Genomic DNA, 17,275 nt, shown 5'->3' with positions numbered 1-17,275 from the left:
CTCGCCGCTGCCAATTCTAAGCGGTATGAGAGAAGGAGAGCAGGGAAAGTGAAGAAAAAAATAAAATGGATCATTATCGCCATCATTCTTGCCGGAATCAGCTACTTACTGTATTCTATGTCGAAGCCTGCCCAGGTCGCCGATCCGGGAATGGAGTCCCAAGCCATTACATTCCAGGCAACGAAAGAGACACTGGTTCATACGATACGGGTCAAGGGAAAATCGTTGTATGAGCAGGAGACGCCGGTCTATGCTCCGTTCAGCTCCAAAGTAACGGAATGGAAGATTGAGGACGGCCAGCAGGTCAAAAAAGACGAGGTGTTGTTCAGGCTGGATCAGACCGAGCTGCAGAACCAGATTACACGTGAGGAAGCGGAGCTTCGCAAAGCCGAGCTGGAAACCCAGCTGCAGTCTTTTGTCGCAGAGTTCGACACCGAGACGGCAGGAGGCGAATTAACCGATGAGAACCGCAAAAAATTGCTCGCCAACCGGGAGAGTGCGCGGCTGACGAAGGAACTGGAGGACGTGCGCATTTCGATTCAGCGTCAGGAGCTGCAGCAGAAAAAGCTGAAGCTGAAGGATTCTGAATTCCGCGCTCCGGCTGCGGGCATCTTCCTGTTCGATTCGGAAGCGAAGAAGCCGCAAGCGCTTAGCGACAATCAATATATTGGCAAGATTGTCGATCTGAACAAGCTGCAATTTACGGCCCTTGTCGGGGAGCAGGACGTATTCCGGATCAAGCCGGATATGAATGTGAAAGTGACAATGAGCGCGATGAAGGATGTGCCACTGACCGGAACTGTGAAGCATGTCTCCAAATTTGCCAAGACGGGAACCGACCAGGACAGCTTGAATAAAGCGGCTCAATTCGAGGTCACGATCTCTCTTGAACCAAGCGAGTATCTGATTGCCGGGCTATCGCTCACTGGCGATATCGAGACTAACCGCAAGGAAAATGTATTGGCTCTTCCGTCGATCGCCGTCATGCGCGATCAGACCTCCGCCTATGTCATGCTGGATAAAGGATCGGGTCAATACGAACGCAGAGATATCAAGACAGGCCTGGAGACAACGGATAAAACCGAGGTGTTGGAAGGCTTGAAGGAAGGCGATACGGTCGCCCTGCAATAAGTTCCGGGCAGCGCTCCATGTATTTCAGACGAACCTGGCAGGCAGCTGTCTGGTTTATACTATATATAAGCTGAACTAAAGAAGCAGCAGTGACTGGCCAGGGTGTGACATATTCTGGAGAAGCGAAGCGTTCGCCTTTGTTCACGGATTTATACCCCTACTAGAGCGTGTTTTCAAACCTAATTTAGCTATATCAAAATAATAGCCAGTGATAAAAAGGCAGCAAGTGTACATGTTAGTTTATCGTAACGAGCAGCTAGTCTGCGATAATGTTTGAGCTTGTTGAATAAACATTCCGCAAGATGGCGTTCTTTTGTTGAGCAGTCTAATTCATATGCGTTAAATCGAGGACGAGCGAAGATCATGGACAATCATCAGAATCGACAGGAGGATTAATCATGACTAAGCATCACAGACGAGGAGCAACATTGATTCAAGAGGTCAACCGGACCGAGGTTCCCTTCGGGACGCTGGCGATTTGGTTTCTTGGGCAAGAGAGCGTAATTATCAAGGGTGACGGAGTAACGGTGTATGTCGATCCTTATGTATCGGATCACCTGGATTTACCTCGTACTTATCCTGCGCCGATCACCCCTGAGGATATTATCGGGGCTGACCTTTGCTTGATTACGCATGAGCACGTAGATCATATGGATGCAGGCACGCTGCCTATTTTTCATCGGCAAAACAAAGAGGCGCTCGTCATGGCTCCAGCTTGCTGTAAACCGGACTTGATCGAAATGGGCGTAGGGGCATCACAGATTTTAGAGGCGGATGATAGCCGATCAGCCGAGCTATTCTCTAAAATCAAAATAACGACTATTCCCGCAGCCCACGAAGAGCTGGACAAGGATGCAGAAGGGAAGCCGCGCTACGTGGGATATGTCATCGAGTTGAATGGAGTCACGCTGTATCATGCCGGCGACACGGTGCTGTTCCCTGAATTGGTCGAGCGGTTGAGCGCAATTCAGCCAGATGTCGCCCTGCTTCCGATCAATGGTGCTGATTTTTTCCGCCGGGAACGGGGAATTGTCGGCAACATGAACTATAGGGAAGCGGCCGAGTTCGCGGTAAGAATCGGCGCAGAGACGGTTATTCCGCTGCATTATGACGTGTTTGCGGGGAATGCGGAGAAGCCCGGCCACTTCGTGAACTATCTCTATGAGCACTTCCCTGAGCAGAAATGCCATGTCATGGCTCGCGGCGAGCGGTATGTGTATGTGAAGGGCAGCGCCTTCCTTCTGTAGCGTTGTGTACTTGTAGGGAGCGGCGTTCCTTCTGTAGCGTTGTGTACTTGTAGGGAGCGGCGTTCCTTCTGTAGCGTTGTGTGCTTGTAGGGAGCGCCGTTCCTTCGGTAGCTTTGTACGTGTAGGGCAGCGTCTTTCTCAGCTTTGTGTACGTGAAAGGAGCCCCTTTCTTCGGCGTAAGGTTGATGTGGGGATTGAGTGAGCAGGCCATAGATCAAGTGGATCGCCGATCCACTTAGTATGTTGACTTATGGACGCTCAATCCAAGCTCATTGTCGAGTAAATGCACTATAGGTTCAAGCAGGCCGTCAGGTCAAGTCTATTGTTAGGCCAAGTCTATTGTTAGGCCAAGTATATTGTTGGGTCGGGGCACGCTGTTGGCTAAGTACGACGTCGGTCAAGCGTGATGTCTGGCCATGTACACTGCAGGTGAAGCGTACATTGTCCAGCAAGTTCACCGCGTCCAAGCACATTCGTCCTGGCCCATTCATCCAAGCGTACTGTTGATTTAAGCAGACTGTTGATTTAAGCAGACTGTTGATTTAAGCAGACTGTTGATTTAAGCACAATGTTGATTCAAGCAGACTGTTGATTCAAGGACAATGTTGATTCAAGCACAATATTGATTTAAGTACCTGTTACCCAAGCACATTGTTGATCCAAGCGCCTGTTGATTAAGCACACTGTTGATTTCAAGCACACGATGAATTGCTTCCTGTGACTTGAGATTCCCGGCAATCTAGCGGACCCTAGATCCGCTATTTCTCCAAATACGCGTAAATATCTAAGCCAACGGACCGTAGTTCCGCTATTGGGCAAAAAGTGGGGCAAGCTATGCTCATTTAGAGCGAATAGCGGAACCAGGGTCCGTTCGCATATCAAATTTAGTCAAAAAGACGGAATAGCGCCCTGTGTGTCCGTTAGAATCCTATTTTGGCTGGGCAGGCTCATCAATTGGGACACGAATACCTGTACCTGTGGCCGCTTCTTGCGTTATGTGGTTGACCACGTCATGTGACGCCGACTACCGTGCGCTGTGAGATTCGCGCGGTGCGATATATGACAATCCCTGTCATATATCCATGCTACAATGAACCTAGTGCAGCTAGGGAAACGTATAAAGGAGGAAATCAGCTTGCGGGCGGATCGGCTCATTTCGATATTGCTGTTATTGCAAAATTCCGGACGGCTCACGACGCGGGAACTGGCGGCTAGGCTGGAGGTATCCGAGCGGACAATACACCGCGATATGGAGGCCCTAAGCGCCTCGGGAATTCCGGTGTATGCGGAACGGGGAACAAGCGGGGGCTGGGTATTGTCGGAGGGCTACCGCACTGATCTGACGGGAATGAAGCCCGAAGAGATGCAGGCGCTGCTTCTGGCCCATTCATCTTCACTCTTAGGAGACCTGGGACTTGGAGGCGTGTTTGAGCATGCTTTTCAGAAAATGCTGGCTGCATTTCCCGAACGGCTTCGAGGCGAAGCCGAGAGAGTGCGTCAGCGCATTCATATCGACGGTGCCGGCTGGCATCAGTCCGCCGATCGGCTGCCCGATTTGCCGACGATTCAGGAAGCGGTCTGGCAGGACCGCATGCTCCGCTTCGATTACCGGCGGGAAGATTCGGCCGTGGAGCGCATCGCCGAGCCGCTGGGGCTGGTCGCCAAGAGCAGCATCTGGTATCTTGTAGCCAGAGTGGAAGGGGAAATGCGCACTTACCGAATCTCCCGGATCAGGAATGCCCAAGTGCTGGAGAAATCTTTTCAGCGTCCCGATTCTTTTGACCTGGCACTATATTGGGAGCGCTCAACAGAAGAGTTCAAAGCGAATCTTCCGCGTTATCCCGCCCGGCTCAGATTTCAGGAAGCAGCTTTACCGCGCCTAGCCCAGCAGCGATATCTCAAGCTAATCCATATGATGCCCGCAGAACAAGGATGGATCGAAGCGGCTGCTGAGTTCAATACGCTGGAGTCGGCATGTGAAATTCTGCTTGGCTATGGATCGCTTGCCAGGGTAATGGAGCCACTGGAGCTGCGTGATCGAGTATTATTAGAAGCAGAGGCAATGGTTGAGCTGTACAGAGGGTAGGTGAAGTGTTGAGAAGATGGTATTTTATTATCATTAGTAGTGCCGTTCTATTGTTTGCAGCTTACTACGTCTACAATAAATGGGATAAAAATGAAACAGTTCCGGAAGATATCTTTATCGAGGCTGTATTAAAGCCCAATTCTAACCCGAACATGGACTACAAAGATTATTTGCTTGAGGTTTATATCGACAAAAGAAAGTACAGTCAGCATATGATATACCCATATATTTCAGGATTGCATTCTATGTCTTTCGATGCTAAAGAGGATGAGGGCTTTTTTAGACCGAGCAGTATAGGAAGTGCAGGGGACGACGAGGTAAAGGTTGCAGATGCGCTGCATAAGCACAATATTTCTCAGATGAATTATGATAATGGTTACTTGGATTTTATCGGGTTTTGGAGTCCTCCAGAACAAGGGAAACACAAATTAAAAATGTATTTTGAAGCAAATGATAATTTTAATTCTTTTGAAGATATGTACCTGGTATATGTTCATAAAGAGAAAGGAATATTTGGACAGGATTTGGGCTGGACTAAAGTAGTAAAAATCCAGGCGGAATAAGTTGTATAATCTTATGAGAAAAGGATGGAACAAGGAGCAGAAAATGGACTTAAACAAGCGAAACAACCTAAATAAGCTAAACAAGCGGGCGCTCATTGAATCTATAATTTTTGTCGTCCTCATCTTGGCAGGTGTGGTCGGCTTTCAGGTCGTGCAAGGGGCGCTGTTGACCAGAAATTACGTCCCGGATGTTATTAATAACTATGCATCAGTAGAGCAATTACAGCAGCAGGTGGCATTTGGAACCATAACTCGCACGGACGGATTAACCCTGGTTTTAGAGATGGGCGGTTTGTTGCTCATAGCGATGGCTTACTACATGCTGCGAACGAGGCTGATTGGATTAAGGAAGCGCAAGAAATGAATAGCAGAGACTTTTACATATAAACATGCGTCCCGGTCTAAGAAGCGAGTGTGCTAGAACCGGGACGTTTTAAATAGGGATGAGATATAAATGCTCAAATTTGGCGGCACCTCGCTAGCGAGGTTATGTCACCTCGCTTGCCGATGGCGCAAGAAGACCCAGACGCCGGCAATGATGATCAGACCGGAAAATAGCTGTAGCCCCGTCAGCATTTCGCTAAGGAGCACCCAAGCCAGCAAAGAGGCGCAGACCGGTTCACCCAGAATTGCCATGGATACGGTGGTGGCGTTCATGTACTTCAGCAGCCAATTGAACAGATAGTGGCCGAACAGGGTGGAGACGACGGACAGGAGAAGGAATATTCCCCATTCCTTTGCGGGATATCCGGTGAACGGGTGGGCCATTGCGAGATTGTATATGGTCAGGGAACAGGCAGCCATGAAGAACATCCAGAAATTATACGGCAGAGCGGCCAGCTCCTTGCGCAAATGCTGGCCAAGGAGCATATTGACGGAGATCGCCAGCGTGCCCAGCAAGGACAATACGTCCCCGTACAGCGCTGAACCCGATAGCTGGAAGTCTCCTGAACCGATGGCGATGGAGCCGGCCACCGCGATGCCCATGCCGAGAAGCATCATCCGGTTGATTCTTTCTTTGAACAACCAGATAGAGCCGAGCATGACGAGTACGGGCTGCAGCGTAAGAATAACGGTCGAGCTCGCCACACTGGTGTATCGCAGCGAGTTCATCCACAGAAGAAAGTGAAGCCCTAACAGCAGGCCCGATACGGCCAGCAGCCCCCACTGCCTGGGACGAAGATGCAGCATTTCCTGCCTGCTCCGCCAGGCTAATGGCAGCAGAATCAAGTTGGTGATGTATAAACGGTACATCGCGATAACGGATGCTTCCGCATTCGACCAGCGCACAAAGATGGCCGAGAAAGAGATAGCGATTATGCCCAGGATAAAAAATACTTCATAGGTTCTCCCGGTGCGTTGACGGCGTTGAAGGCCGGACATACATTTAACTCCCTTCTAGATCGCGGCGTAATGGTGATAGGGTTGGAGTCGCAAAATGATTTGAACGTAGTTAACAACAATCGAGCGTAATTCGCAACCAATTGAACGTAATCCACAACAATCGAGCGTAATCCGCAACCAATCGAACGTAAAATCCATCACAACAATCGAATGTAATCCACAACAATCTATTATACGAGCTATGGTGAGAATTCATAGATTTTTCGAATAGGAGCTGATTGCCAATGAGTCAAGGCTTTGCCTGCTGCCTGCAAATTTTTCCGACGCCGGACATCCATAGAACCGCCCGTTTTTATGAGGGACTTGGCTTCCGGTCCGTATATTATCTTGAATCCCAGGAGCCTCATGTCTGCCTGTACCGGGATGCGATCGAGATTGTGCTTACACAGTCCAATTGCATGGATTTCCTGCCGAACCGGGCGGTACATGGCTATGGCTACGATGCCTATTTCATCACTACGAGCCAAGAGGAAATTCAGCGTGAACTGCAGGATTTGGGAGTGAATATTGTCCGTCCTCTATCGACCACCGATTACAGCAATAAAGAATTCGTCTTTGAAGACGTGGATGGCAGATGGATCGCAGTCGGGAACAAAGTGAACTGAGATGAAGGTACAGCGACGGGATCCCGGTCATTAAGTGTTAGCGGGAGAGAACAAAGTGAGCTGAGATGGAGGTATCGCCCGGCGGTCTACGATGATAGAATGGAAATGTAAAAAGAAGGAGGGGAACGAGCAGTGGATGTCATGGAAGCCATTCATAGCAGAAGAAGCATTGGTAAGGTCAAGCCGGACAAGATTCCCGTGGAGACGATCGAGCGGATTCTTGAAGCTGGGACCTGGGCGCCAAATCATAAACATACCGAGCCCTGGAAATTTTTTGTGCTTAGAGGCAAGGGCCGGGAACGGCTAGGGCATGCGTTGGCCGATATCATGCGGGAGGGCATGGAGAATCCCGATTCGCCGGAAGCGAAGGAATCCCTGGATAAAGCCTTCGCCAAGGCTTTTCGTGCCCCTGTCATAATTGCCGCAGCTGTAACTCCTGCCGATAAACCAGGCGTGATTGAGCTGGAGGAATACGGGGCTGTATTTGCCGCGATCCAGAACATGCTTCTCGCTACGTACAGTCTAGGACTCGGTGCGGTATGGAGAACCGGCGAGCCTTGCTATCATCGCATGATGAACGAAGCCTTCGGCCTGCGCCCGCAGGACAAAATGCTGGGCTTCATTTATCTCGGCGTCTCCGATATGGGCGAGCTTAAGGGAAGAAGAGAGGATTTCCGCAGCAAGACTGTGTGGATCGGCGAAGAAGAATAAAGTCAGGAAAGAAGAAGCTGCAAGCTTTTACACAAAAAAGAACCTCAATCTCTGAAAGGGAACTTTCGGGATTGAGGTTCTTTTCATCAATTATTGTACTGTTATTCTTGTACTTCCTGCGGCTCGGCAGCCTGCTTGATAATTTCCAGCTTCCTGAAGCGATGCGCTTCCTTCTCCAGCAGCTTGAAAACCAGGCCCTGGTACTCGAACGTCTCGTCTTCATTCATTTCCGGGTTCATGCCGTACAGCCAGCCGCCGATCGTATCGACATCCTCCGTATTCAGCTCGGTCAGCATGATATCGTTGATCTGGTTGATCGTTACCTTGCCGTCGACGACCACATGGTGTTCATCCAGGTGCACGATAGGCTGCTCTTCCTCCTTATCGAACTCGTCGCGGATTTCCCCGACGATTTCCTCAAGGATATCCTCGATGGTAATCAATCCGGCCGTACCGCCGTATTCATCGATTAATATGGCGATATGAGTGCCTTCGTGCTGCATTCTTTTTAACAATTCATTCACCGGGGTTACCTCGGACACCGCCATGACCGGCTGCAGAATCGAGGAAATCTCCAGGTTCGGATTATCCTCGTACGCGAGGAAGAATTGCTTCGTATTGATAATCCCCACGATATTATCCTTATGCCCCTCAACGACAGGGAAGCGGGTATATTGCTGCTCCTTGATCGTCTCCAGGTTCTCTTCGCGGGTCTTGTCTGTATATAAGCACACCATATCGGTGCGCGGAACCATAATTTCTTTGGCCAGCATATTGTCAAAAGCAAATATCCGGTTTACGTATCCGTATTCGCTTTGATTGATTTTACCGCTTTCGAAGCTTTCGTTAATAATGATCTGCAGCTCTTCCTCAGAGTGAGCTTCTTCATGCTCGCTGACAGGCTTGATGCCGAACAGGCGTACAAGCTGAAGCGCAGATCCATTGAGCGCCCAAATGAAGGGGTGCATTATCTTGGTGAAAATAATGAGCGGTTTTGCAGTAAGCAAAGCAACCTGCTCTGCTCTTCGGATGGCGATCGTCTTTGGAGCCAATTCTCCGACAACAACGTGAAGATAAGTAATTACGGCAAAAGAGATGATAAATGAAATAACGCTGCTTACTGCTTCAGGTACATTTAAACTATGGAGCAGTGGGTGAAGCATTTTCTCCACTGTTGGTTCTCCTAACCATCCAAGTCCGAGCGCTGTAATCGTAATTCCCAATTGGCAGGCCGACAAGTAACCGTCCAGATTGCTAGTCACTTGTTTAACCGACAGAGCCTTCTTGCTTCCCTCGGCTATCATTTGATCCACCCGGCTTGCCCTCACTCGCACAATCGCGAATTCCACGGCTACGAAAAACGCTGTAAACCCGATTAGTATGGCGACCAGCACCAAGTATAGTACCAAAAGCCTGTCACTATCCATTCGATTCATCTACTCCTTTTATTAAATAAGATATGAAATATTATTAATTATATAGCATGCTTACCAGGAAAGCTAATGCAGGACACAATTTTTTCACAAATAATATTTTACAATTATTTTACATTAAGACCATCGTAAGGAATTTATTCGCATTTATTATAAGGAGGTATTCTATGAATTGTAGAGAGGGAGGAATCGATTACGAATGAGAAAAAAATGGGCAAGAAAGTGGCTGCAGTGGGTAGTTTCGGGTGCGCTTACTGTAACCGCGGTGGTTGGCTTTGCACCAGCTGATACCGCCGAGGCTAGGGAGCTGCGGATTCAGAGCAGCCTGGCGCTGAATAACTGGAATGCCGCAGCCATCGTTAGTGTTGATGGGCAGGCGAATACCGGGCCGCTGACTGTATCTGAGGCTATCGCCAAGGGAAACACCGGCGAAGCCGTTCAGGTAAGCGGTTATATTGTCGGACATGCCACCGGCTCGCTCACGGCGAAGTTCCAAAGTCCTTTCTCGAATGATTATAATTTCTTAATCGCCGATGATCTGGACGAGCGAAGCTCGGCCAAGCTGATCGATGTGCAAATTCCCTCTGGCTTCAGGGCCCAATTTGGACTGCAAAGCAATCCAGGCTTGATTGGGCAGCGCGTTAATGTGTCAGGAACGCTTGCGGCTTATAACCATTTCTCCGGGCTCAAGAGCGTATCCGCCATTCAACTGGCTGATGCTGGGCAGCCAGGATCTGGAGAGAGTCCAGTACTGCCTGACGGTACGGGCAAAAAAGTTCTCTTCGATAACACCCATGCCCAAACGGCAGGGGCGGCCGATTGGATCATCGACGGGGCGTTCTCCGACTTCGCCGATGGGCTGCGGGCGGCCGGGTTTGCGGTAGAGGCGCTGGAGCGCACCGCTCCGCATCAATTCGATAGCCCGGCGATTACGTACAACCGCCTTAAAGACTATGACGTATTCGTTATTCCCGAAGCGAACATTCCCTTCAAAGCTGCGGAGCAGGACGCGATCGTACAATACGTTCAAGAGGGAGGCGCCGTATTTTTCATTTCCGATCATTATAATGCGGACCGCAACAAGAACCGCTGGGATTCCTCCGAGGTATTCAACGGTTACCGCCGCGGCGCTTATGAGCTCCCGACCAAAGGGATGAGCGTGGAGGAAGCGTCCTCCCCGGCTATGCAGAACGTGACAAGCTCGGACTGGCTTGCCGAGCATTTCGGCGTACGCTTCCGCTATAATGCGCTTGGCGACGTGAATGCGACCGATATCGTCGCTCCTTCCCAATCGTTCGGAATCACGTCGGGCGTCAGCGCGGTCGCGATGCATGCCGGCTCCACGCTGGCGATTATCGATCCTTCGAAGGCGAAGGGCATCGTATACGTTCCAACTGGAGTGCCGAAATGGGGCCATGCCGTAGACAGCGGCGACTACAACGGGGGCGGAAGAGCGGAAGGTCCGTATGCGGCCATCGCCAAGATTGGACTCGGCAAAGCCGCTTTTATCGGCGATTCCTCGCCCGTTGAGGATGCTACCCCGAAATACGTCCGCGAGGAGAACGGGGCGAAGAAGACAACGTATGACGGCTTCAAGGAAGTGGATGACGGGCGATTCCTCATTCAGACCGTGAAGTGGCTGGCTCATAACGAGAGCTATACTTCGCTGAGCGAGGTGCCGGGACTTGTCCTTGACGCGCCGACACAGCTGCACGCTTACGAGCTCCCTTCGGCTTCGACGGAGCCTGCACCTGAGCCGTGGGCAGCGCCGGCCGCAGGCTACAAATGGTATGATCCGTCCACCTTCAAGCCAGGCTCCTACGGCTCCTCGCAGCCGCCTGCAGTCGAGCCGGTATATGCCTTCGTTCACCAATCGCAGCTGCCAAGCGCGGAGGAATTCACGATTCGCTTGACTGTTGAAGGTCTTGCGCCGGGGCAGACAGTGAACGGCCTCAAGGTAGGGATCTATCTCAGCGGAGGCGAGCAAATTGCCCGGTTCAGAAATAACGACAGCTCCTGGTCGGCCTACGGGTACAGCCCGGATTTCTCCCTGACGGCCAATGCTCAGGGCAGAGCCTCGAGAGACCTGACCGTCCAGCTTAAGCCGAACCAGGCGGGAGCGGCGAGCCTGCGCCTGAAGCAGGGCAGCGCCAATGTCATCACGAGAACGGTTACGATCGCCAATGTGAATGCCGAGCCGCTGCCCCTGGCAGCAAGAATGCTGACGGATAGCGAAGCTTCGCTCGGGGTGCGGGCCGCAGGGATTGCCAATCGCTGGCCGACCCGCTTGCCTCTCATTGCAGCAAAGAGTGCTTAATGCATTTCTCTACAAGAATGCTTGGCACCGGACAGTCCTGATCAGGGGCTGTCCGTTTTTTTACTCTTGGTGAGGGGGATTTTCCGCTTTGTGCCTTGTGCGCCGTTCGGATATGATATGAATAACAATAGACAGCCAAAAGCGTCGGGTGGGGGAGCGAGGAATGAACAAGGTAACCATGAAGGATATTGCCGAGGCTGCCCAAGTATCTTTGGCCACGGTATCCTATGTGCTCAACAACAATACGAAGCAAAAAATTAGCGAGGAGACCCGGCAGCGCATTCTCGAAATAGCCAAGCAGCTGCAATATGTGCCTAATATGGCCGCGCGAAGCCTGGTAGGAAATGCGTCCTCCAAGCTGGTTGCGATTGTCACGCTTAAGGATCAGAACGATAGGCCTTGGCAGAAGAGCCGTTACCATGACTTGACGATGAAGCTTCAGGAGCTGCTTAATGAACGGGGCTACGATGTGATCGTGGCCAGCACGGACAGCGTGCAGGTAGAGCTGGATATTATATTAAAAAGAACGCTCGATGCGCTGTTCATCATCGATGTGCCGGAGCAGCATTTTTTTAACATTTCACGCAAATTTACAGTGCCGATTATCGTTATCGACAGCTACATCAGCGATACGATGTTTCGAAAGATAGTTCCCGATTATAAGTCCGCGATCAGGCTGGCCAGGCAAGTGATTGCCCGAAGCAGCAGGATGTCTGGAGATGAACAGTCCAGGGTCGGACAGTCCAGAGTCGAACAGTCAGAATGTGAATATTCAGGATACAAACTTTCAGGATATAAACAATCAGGAGATGATAAAGCAAGGGACAATCAGATAAGGGATGACTCGGCAGAGGGTAATCAGACAAGGGGTTGCCCGGGAGAGGAGAATGAAGGAACCGATTCGAACACTGCTGTTCAGGAGCCTTTTCTCGTTATGGGGAAATTTAATAATTCAGGGATGGAAGAAGCTCTCACGGAGACCTTCCGTCCGGACGATGTATACAAAATGGAGAGGCGGGAAGAGCTGGAGCAGTACGTCCAAGCACGGCAGGGGAGACCGGGGATTTTTGTCAATGAGTTGCTCGCGGTCATGGCCGCGCCCTACATGCAAACCGAGGATATGGTCGTGATTGCCAATGCCGGGGCGGAATATCTGCTTCCTAGGGAAGTGCGGTGTATTGTGTTTCATAATGATGACAAGGCCCAGACGGCGATTGGCGTTATGGAGAAGCTGCTGTGCAAGGAATATGATGAAATTGAAGATTATAGTTATGTAGCCCCTGTGACAGGTGACTCTATCGGCTGATTGACGCTTGCGGATGAACGGTGATATAATGCCGCTCAGATCATAACTTAAGCGTTTAAGTTATACGCTCGATATTTCGGGAATGGAGTGAATGAATTGGCGGTACAACGGGAGCATGACGTAGTGGTTGATTATGGGGACCTTGCCGTAACTGGAGGAATATCCGTCTTTGATGAGCGGTTTGATGAAATGTTCTATTATGACGGCGATGATCTGGGTGCGGCCTATACGCCGGAGGGGTGTAAATTCCGCCTTTGGGCGCCGACAGCATCGGAGGCTCATGTGGTATTCTACCTCACATGGGATGATGCGGAGCCAATGATGACGCTGCCGATGAAGCGCGATGTTCAGGGCACCTGGGTATTGAACGCGGAAGGGGATCATCAAGGGCATTACTATACGTACCGCGTCAAAATCGGGGAGGATTGGAACGAAGCGGCCGATCCTTATGCCAGAGCCGTGGGGGTGAACGGAGATCGGACGGCTATTGTGGACTTGCACAGCACAAACCCGGAGCAGTGGGAGGATGACCGGAGGCCCGCCTTTGATGCTGCGGTCGATGCGGTCATTTATGAGCTGCATGTGAAGGATCTGTCCAGCCATCCTCATAGCGGGATCAAGCATGCCGGGAAGTTCCTTGGACTTGCGGAGAGCGGGACCCGCGGGCCGAATGGCATCATGACAGGCCTGGATCATATCGCCGCGCTCGGCGTGACGCATGTTCAGCTCCTGCCGGTCTTCGATTACGCGACCGAGAGCGTGGATGAGACGAAGCTGGATGAGCCGCAGTACAATTGGGGATACGACCCCAAGAATTACAACGTCCCCGAAGGCTCGTATGCTACCGACCCATACGTACCGGGCCTGCGCATGGCCGAGCTCAAGCAGGCGATCCAAGCTCTCCACCAGCGCGGTCTCCGGGTCATTATGGATGTCGTCTACAATCATGTTTTTGACTGGTATTTGATTAATTTCACCAAGCTTGTCCCCGGCTACTACCTGCGTTATAAAGAGGACAGAACGCTGTCGGACGGCTCCTTCTGCGGGAATGAATGCGCTTCAGAACGGCCGATGATGCGGAAATTCATCGTGGATTCGGTGCTGTACTGGGCAAGGGAATATCATATGGATGGTTTCCGCTTCGATCTGATGGGGCTGATGGATGTCGAGACGATGAATGAGCTCCGGCGGCGTCTCGATGGCATGGATCCTTCAATCATTATGATCGGCGAAGGCTGGGTCATGGACACGGTTCTTCCCGAAGAGCAAAGAGCGCACCAGAACAATGCCGACATGCTCCCTGGCATCGGCCACTTCAACGATGACTACCGGGACGCTATAAAGGGGAGTATTTTCTACTTTGACCAGAAGGGCTTCATCAGCGGCGGAGCTGGTTATGAGGACAGAATTCGCAAGGGGGTCGCCGGCGCGATTGATTATAATGAGCAGCTCCGCCACTTTGCGAAGGAGCCGGGCCAAACGGTGAACTATGTCGAGTGTCATGATAACCATACCTTATGGGATAAAATCGTTCTCGCCACAGCCCAAGACGCCGAGGAACGCCGAATCAGCATGCATCGGCTGGCATCGGCGATCGTTTTGACGAGCCAGGGGATTCCCTTCCTGCATGCAGGGCAGGAATTCATGAGGACAAAGGGCGGGGAAGAGAACAGCTACAAGTCCCCGGTGGAGGTGAACTGGCTCGATTGGGAGCGCTGTGCCGCACATCAGAATCATGTAGCATATATGAGGGAGCTGATTGCACTGCGCAGGAGCCACCCGGCGTTCCGCCTGCGTACGGCGCAGCAGATTCGCGAGCATCTGTACTTTGAGCCGGCGCCGGAGCATTGCGTAGCGTTTACGCTGCGGGACCATGCCGGCGGGGATGCCGCCAAGCATATTTATGTGCTGTATAACGCCAGAACTGAGCCAGTTCAGCTGGATCTGCCTGAGCTGGGAGGATGGGCGATCCGCTTTGGGGGCGAGCATGTTGCTGAACTGGAGGGCAGCCGCTTGAAGGCACACGGCATCGGCATGATTGTCATAATGGTTGCAGGGGAAATGGTGGGATAGTTAGTATAGCCGAAGGCCTCTTTTGATGGAAATGTTGCAATAATGTAGGAGGATTACTTTTTAAATAACTGAATGTATTTCATGCAGTTAGTTTATCGGTTTTGGCCGCGTTAGGGGGAGCTAACTGCAAACCCTACATCTAGTTTTAGTTTTTTTCGATGAATGAGCTCAATCCAGGTAAACTAGCTGCATGTGTTACATTTAGCGCATGTATTTTTTATAAACTAGCTCCAACTAGCTGTATAAAATACATTTAGATTCCAAATGACCTTGTAAAGCCAGGGGCTGGCTGGATGGCCGCCACCAACGATCTAATAATCTACAGCAAACTCCAATAACCATCGTCCCAACAATCTCTAACCAACCACCGGCTCAATAATCAAAGTGCTAGCTGAATGAAACCAAGCGCTACGATGTAAAAACCGTATTACTATTGGGGCAGACTTCTTACTTACGGGGCTGAGCCGCTTTTGCATCATATCGAATATTGCTGACTATTTGGATAGGTGGCCTCACTTATGCCACTCGGTAGCAACCACCTGCTTGACTTCACGCAACGCAGGTATCACCAAGTATCACTAATATCACGGGCGGCATTCAGCGTGCATGGCATGGCGTCTCACGATTTAACAGTCCGTTATCAACCACACCACATCATATTGAAAATAATTGTTGTGCAAAATATAGTAATAAAGATGATTTGCAGTTCATTATAAATTGCATATTCAGAAAATAGGAGATGATGGGATGAAAACAATCTGTATCTTTGCAGGCTCAAATTTAGGATCGCATGAAGACTACAAGCAGGCTGCCGGACAGCTCGGGCGTTATTTGGCGGAGCATGGGTACCGCCTGGTGTATGGCGGCTCAAGGATCGGGCTGATGGGAGAGGCGGCCAATGCCGCAATGACAGCTGGCGGAGAGGTGATCGGCGTCATGCCATCGGGCCTGTTTGCAGGCGAGATGGTGCACAGGGAGCTGACCGAGCTGATCGAGGTAGACGGGATGCATGCGCGAAAAGCGAAAATGGGGGAGCTGGCCGACGGCTTCATCGCTCTGCCCGGCGGCTTTGGAACCTACGAGGAATTGTTCGAGGTGCTGTGCTGGGCTCAAATCGGCATTCACAAGAAGCCGATCGGTCTTCTGAATGTTCGCGGCTTCTACGATCCGCTGCTCCAAATGGTCGAACACAGCATGAAAGAGGGCTTCTCCAATTCCTCTCACCTCAGCCTGATCAATATCTCTCCGGATCCTGCCGAGCTCCTGCAGAAGATGGAATCCTATCAACCGCAGACTTTAGAGAAAAAGTGGAAGGAGCTCGTTTAAGCCGAATTCAGGCTCAAGCCTCCTGTTTCTATTGCTTCGGAACATCCCTCCCTTATATCGCATAGGGGAGGGATGTGATTTTGAAGGATGGGCTCATCGCCTTCTATTTTTTAATCACTGCAATCCATAACTCATTTCTGTTCTCTTCCGGCGGCAGGTAACATTCAACAGCAGGTAAATCAGCAAGCTCATAGGCGGAGTCTGGAAGCCACTCAGTATACAGGCGCTTCCATATCTCCACGATGCCTTCCGGACCGCCATCCGCTTCGAATACGGCCCAGACGGATTCCGGAAATTCTCTTCTTACCATTCGTTCCGGCGGCAGACGAAGTTCCGACGTAACGGACAAAATGTAATGAAACTCTTCATGATTGCCGTGGTCGCCGTCTGCACATACTCCCAGCAATCCTCTTAATTTGTGGTTGGGCTGCTGGATTGCCCACAGCTCCTCAAACCCCCCGTCTCTCGCAGCATTGTTCCATAAATTGGAAATCATATTGAAGGAATCGCTGTTATTGACCCTGTGCTGCACGCCTACAATTGAGAATCTCCCCAGTTCCTCGATTCTGTAATTCATTCCTACAACTCCTTTAATCGATATTTGAAAGGACAGCCGCGAATAAGCTTTAAGCTTCGTTCCCAGATTACGCGCTGCTGTTGGCGTAGTGCCGTGTAAATTTTGAAATGCGCGTGTAAATGCTTCCGGGGAATCATACCCGTACTTAAGGGCAAGATCAATCACCTTGATATTGCTGTTTTGGAGTTCATAAGCCGCTAGAGATAGACGCCGCCTTCTTATGTATTCCGATAACGAGACATCTGTTATAAAAGAGAACATGCGCTGAAAATGGTACACAGAACAGCAAGCGGCTTTTGCTGCCGCTTCATAATCAATCTCTTCTGTAATATGATCCTCAATATAACTGATGGCTTGATTCATTCTCTCCACCCAGTCCATCACGATCATCCTCCCCTGGAATCAAAATACAGCATAGCGATCCTTGCAGCCTTGCAATTTATGCACTATTATGCAAGGCTGCTGGAATTTTCAATACCACGGATAGCTTTTTGCC

At 50.7% G+C, this 17,275-nt stretch carries 14 protein-coding genes; 11 read left to right on the top strand and 3 right to left on the bottom strand.

The genetic code is table 11. From position 1 onward, the window contains the following. Positions 1-48: 48 nt before the first annotated feature. The 5 genes from BN2762_RS09340 (at position 49) to BN2762_RS09320 (ending at position 5,391) form a co-directional block, all read left to right on the top strand. Positions 49-1,131, top strand: a complete 1,083-nt coding sequence (locus tag BN2762_RS09340) for an efflux RND transporter periplasmic adaptor subunit (RefSeq protein ID WP_055106747.1) — start codon at positions 49-51, stop codon at positions 1,129-1,131. 398 nt (positions 1,132-1,529) lie between these two features. Continuing rightward, on the top strand, positions 1,530-2,378 hold the full coding sequence (locus BN2762_RS09335; protein ID WP_055106746.1) for an MBL fold metallo-hydrolase: 849 nt from the start codon (positions 1,530-1,532) through the stop codon (positions 2,376-2,378). Positions 2,379-3,513: 1,135 nt separating this feature from the next. Then, the gene (locus tag BN2762_RS09330) at positions 3,514-4,464 is read left to right on the top strand and encodes a helix-turn-helix transcriptional regulator (protein WP_055106745.1); all 951 of its coding nucleotides are present in this window, start codon (positions 3,514-3,516) and stop codon (positions 4,462-4,464) included. 5 nt (positions 4,465-4,469) lie between these two features. Further along, on the top strand, positions 4,470-5,027 hold the full coding sequence (locus BN2762_RS09325; RefSeq protein ID WP_055106744.1) for a hypothetical protein: 558 nt from the start codon (positions 4,470-4,472) through the stop codon (positions 5,025-5,027). Between the two features lie 13 nt (positions 5,028-5,040). Next, complete coding sequence (locus BN2762_RS09320; protein ID WP_222861050.1) at positions 5,041-5,391, top strand: hypothetical protein; 351 nt, start codon at positions 5,041-5,043, stop codon at positions 5,389-5,391. Positions 5,392-5,519: 128 nt separating this feature from the next. On the opposite strand, the gene BN2762_RS09315 is transcribed toward BN2762_RS09320, so the two are convergent. Further along, a complete protein-coding gene (locus BN2762_RS09315; protein WP_055106742.1) occupies positions 5,520-6,410 on the bottom strand; it encodes a DMT family transporter in 891 nt (296 codons plus the stop codon). A gap of 245 nt (positions 6,411-6,655) precedes the next feature. Between BN2762_RS09315 and BN2762_RS09310 the strand changes: the two genes are divergently transcribed. Beyond that, positions 6,656-7,036, top strand: coding sequence for a VOC family protein (locus tag BN2762_RS09310; RefSeq protein ID WP_055106741.1), 381 nt, complete (start codon positions 6,656-6,658; stop codon positions 7,034-7,036). Between the two features lie 132 nt (positions 7,037-7,168). Then, positions 7,169-7,747: a nitroreductase family protein gene (locus BN2762_RS09305; protein ID WP_055106740.1), complete on the top strand. Its 579-nt coding sequence runs from the start codon at positions 7,169-7,171 to the stop codon at positions 7,745-7,747. 101 nt (positions 7,748-7,848) lie between these two features. Here BN2762_RS09305 and BN2762_RS09300 read toward each other — a convergent pair whose 3' ends face one another. Beyond that, positions 7,849-9,174, bottom strand: coding sequence for a hemolysin family protein (locus BN2762_RS09300; protein WP_055106739.1), 1,326 nt, complete (start codon positions 9,172-9,174; stop codon positions 7,849-7,851). A 205-nt stretch (positions 9,175-9,379) separates the two neighbouring features. Between BN2762_RS09300 and BN2762_RS09295 the strand changes: the two genes are divergently transcribed. The 4 genes from BN2762_RS09295 (at position 9,380) to BN2762_RS09280 (ending at position 16,202) form a co-directional block, all read left to right on the top strand. Continuing rightward, complete coding sequence (locus tag BN2762_RS09295; RefSeq protein ID WP_055106738.1) at positions 9,380-11,497, top strand: DUF6359 domain-containing protein; 2,118 nt, start codon at positions 9,380-9,382, stop codon at positions 11,495-11,497. A 163-nt stretch (positions 11,498-11,660) separates the two neighbouring features. Continuing rightward, positions 11,661-12,803 (top strand): LacI family DNA-binding transcriptional regulator, encoded by a 1,143-nt coding sequence (locus BN2762_RS09290; RefSeq protein ID WP_055106737.1) that lies wholly within the window; start codon positions 11,661-11,663, stop codon positions 12,801-12,803. Positions 12,804-12,899: 96 nt separating this feature from the next. Next, positions 12,900-14,876 (top strand): type I pullulanase, encoded by a 1,977-nt coding sequence (gene pulA, locus BN2762_RS09285; protein WP_055106736.1) that lies wholly within the window; start codon positions 12,900-12,902, stop codon positions 14,874-14,876. A gap of 747 nt (positions 14,877-15,623) precedes the next feature. Then, the gene (locus BN2762_RS09280) at positions 15,624-16,202 is read left to right on the top strand and encodes an LOG family protein (protein WP_055106735.1); all 579 of its coding nucleotides are present in this window, start codon (positions 15,624-15,626) and stop codon (positions 16,200-16,202) included. 103 nt (positions 16,203-16,305) lie between these two features. Here the strand turns inward: BN2762_RS09280 and BN2762_RS09275 are convergent, their stop codons facing one another. Next, the gene (locus BN2762_RS09275) at positions 16,306-17,160 is read right to left on the bottom strand and encodes an AraC family transcriptional regulator (protein WP_187386588.1); all 855 of its coding nucleotides are present in this window, start codon (positions 17,158-17,160) and stop codon (positions 16,306-16,308) included. Positions 17,161-17,275 lie beyond the last annotated feature (115 nt).

Source organism: Paenibacillus ihumii (assembly GCF_001403875.1).
Classification (GTDB): domain Bacteria; phylum Bacillota; class Bacilli; order Paenibacillales; family Paenibacillaceae; genus Fontibacillus; species Fontibacillus ihumii.
The sequence above is the reverse complement of the archived record's forward strand: the minus strand, read 5'-3'. Positions and strand labels throughout refer to the sequence as shown.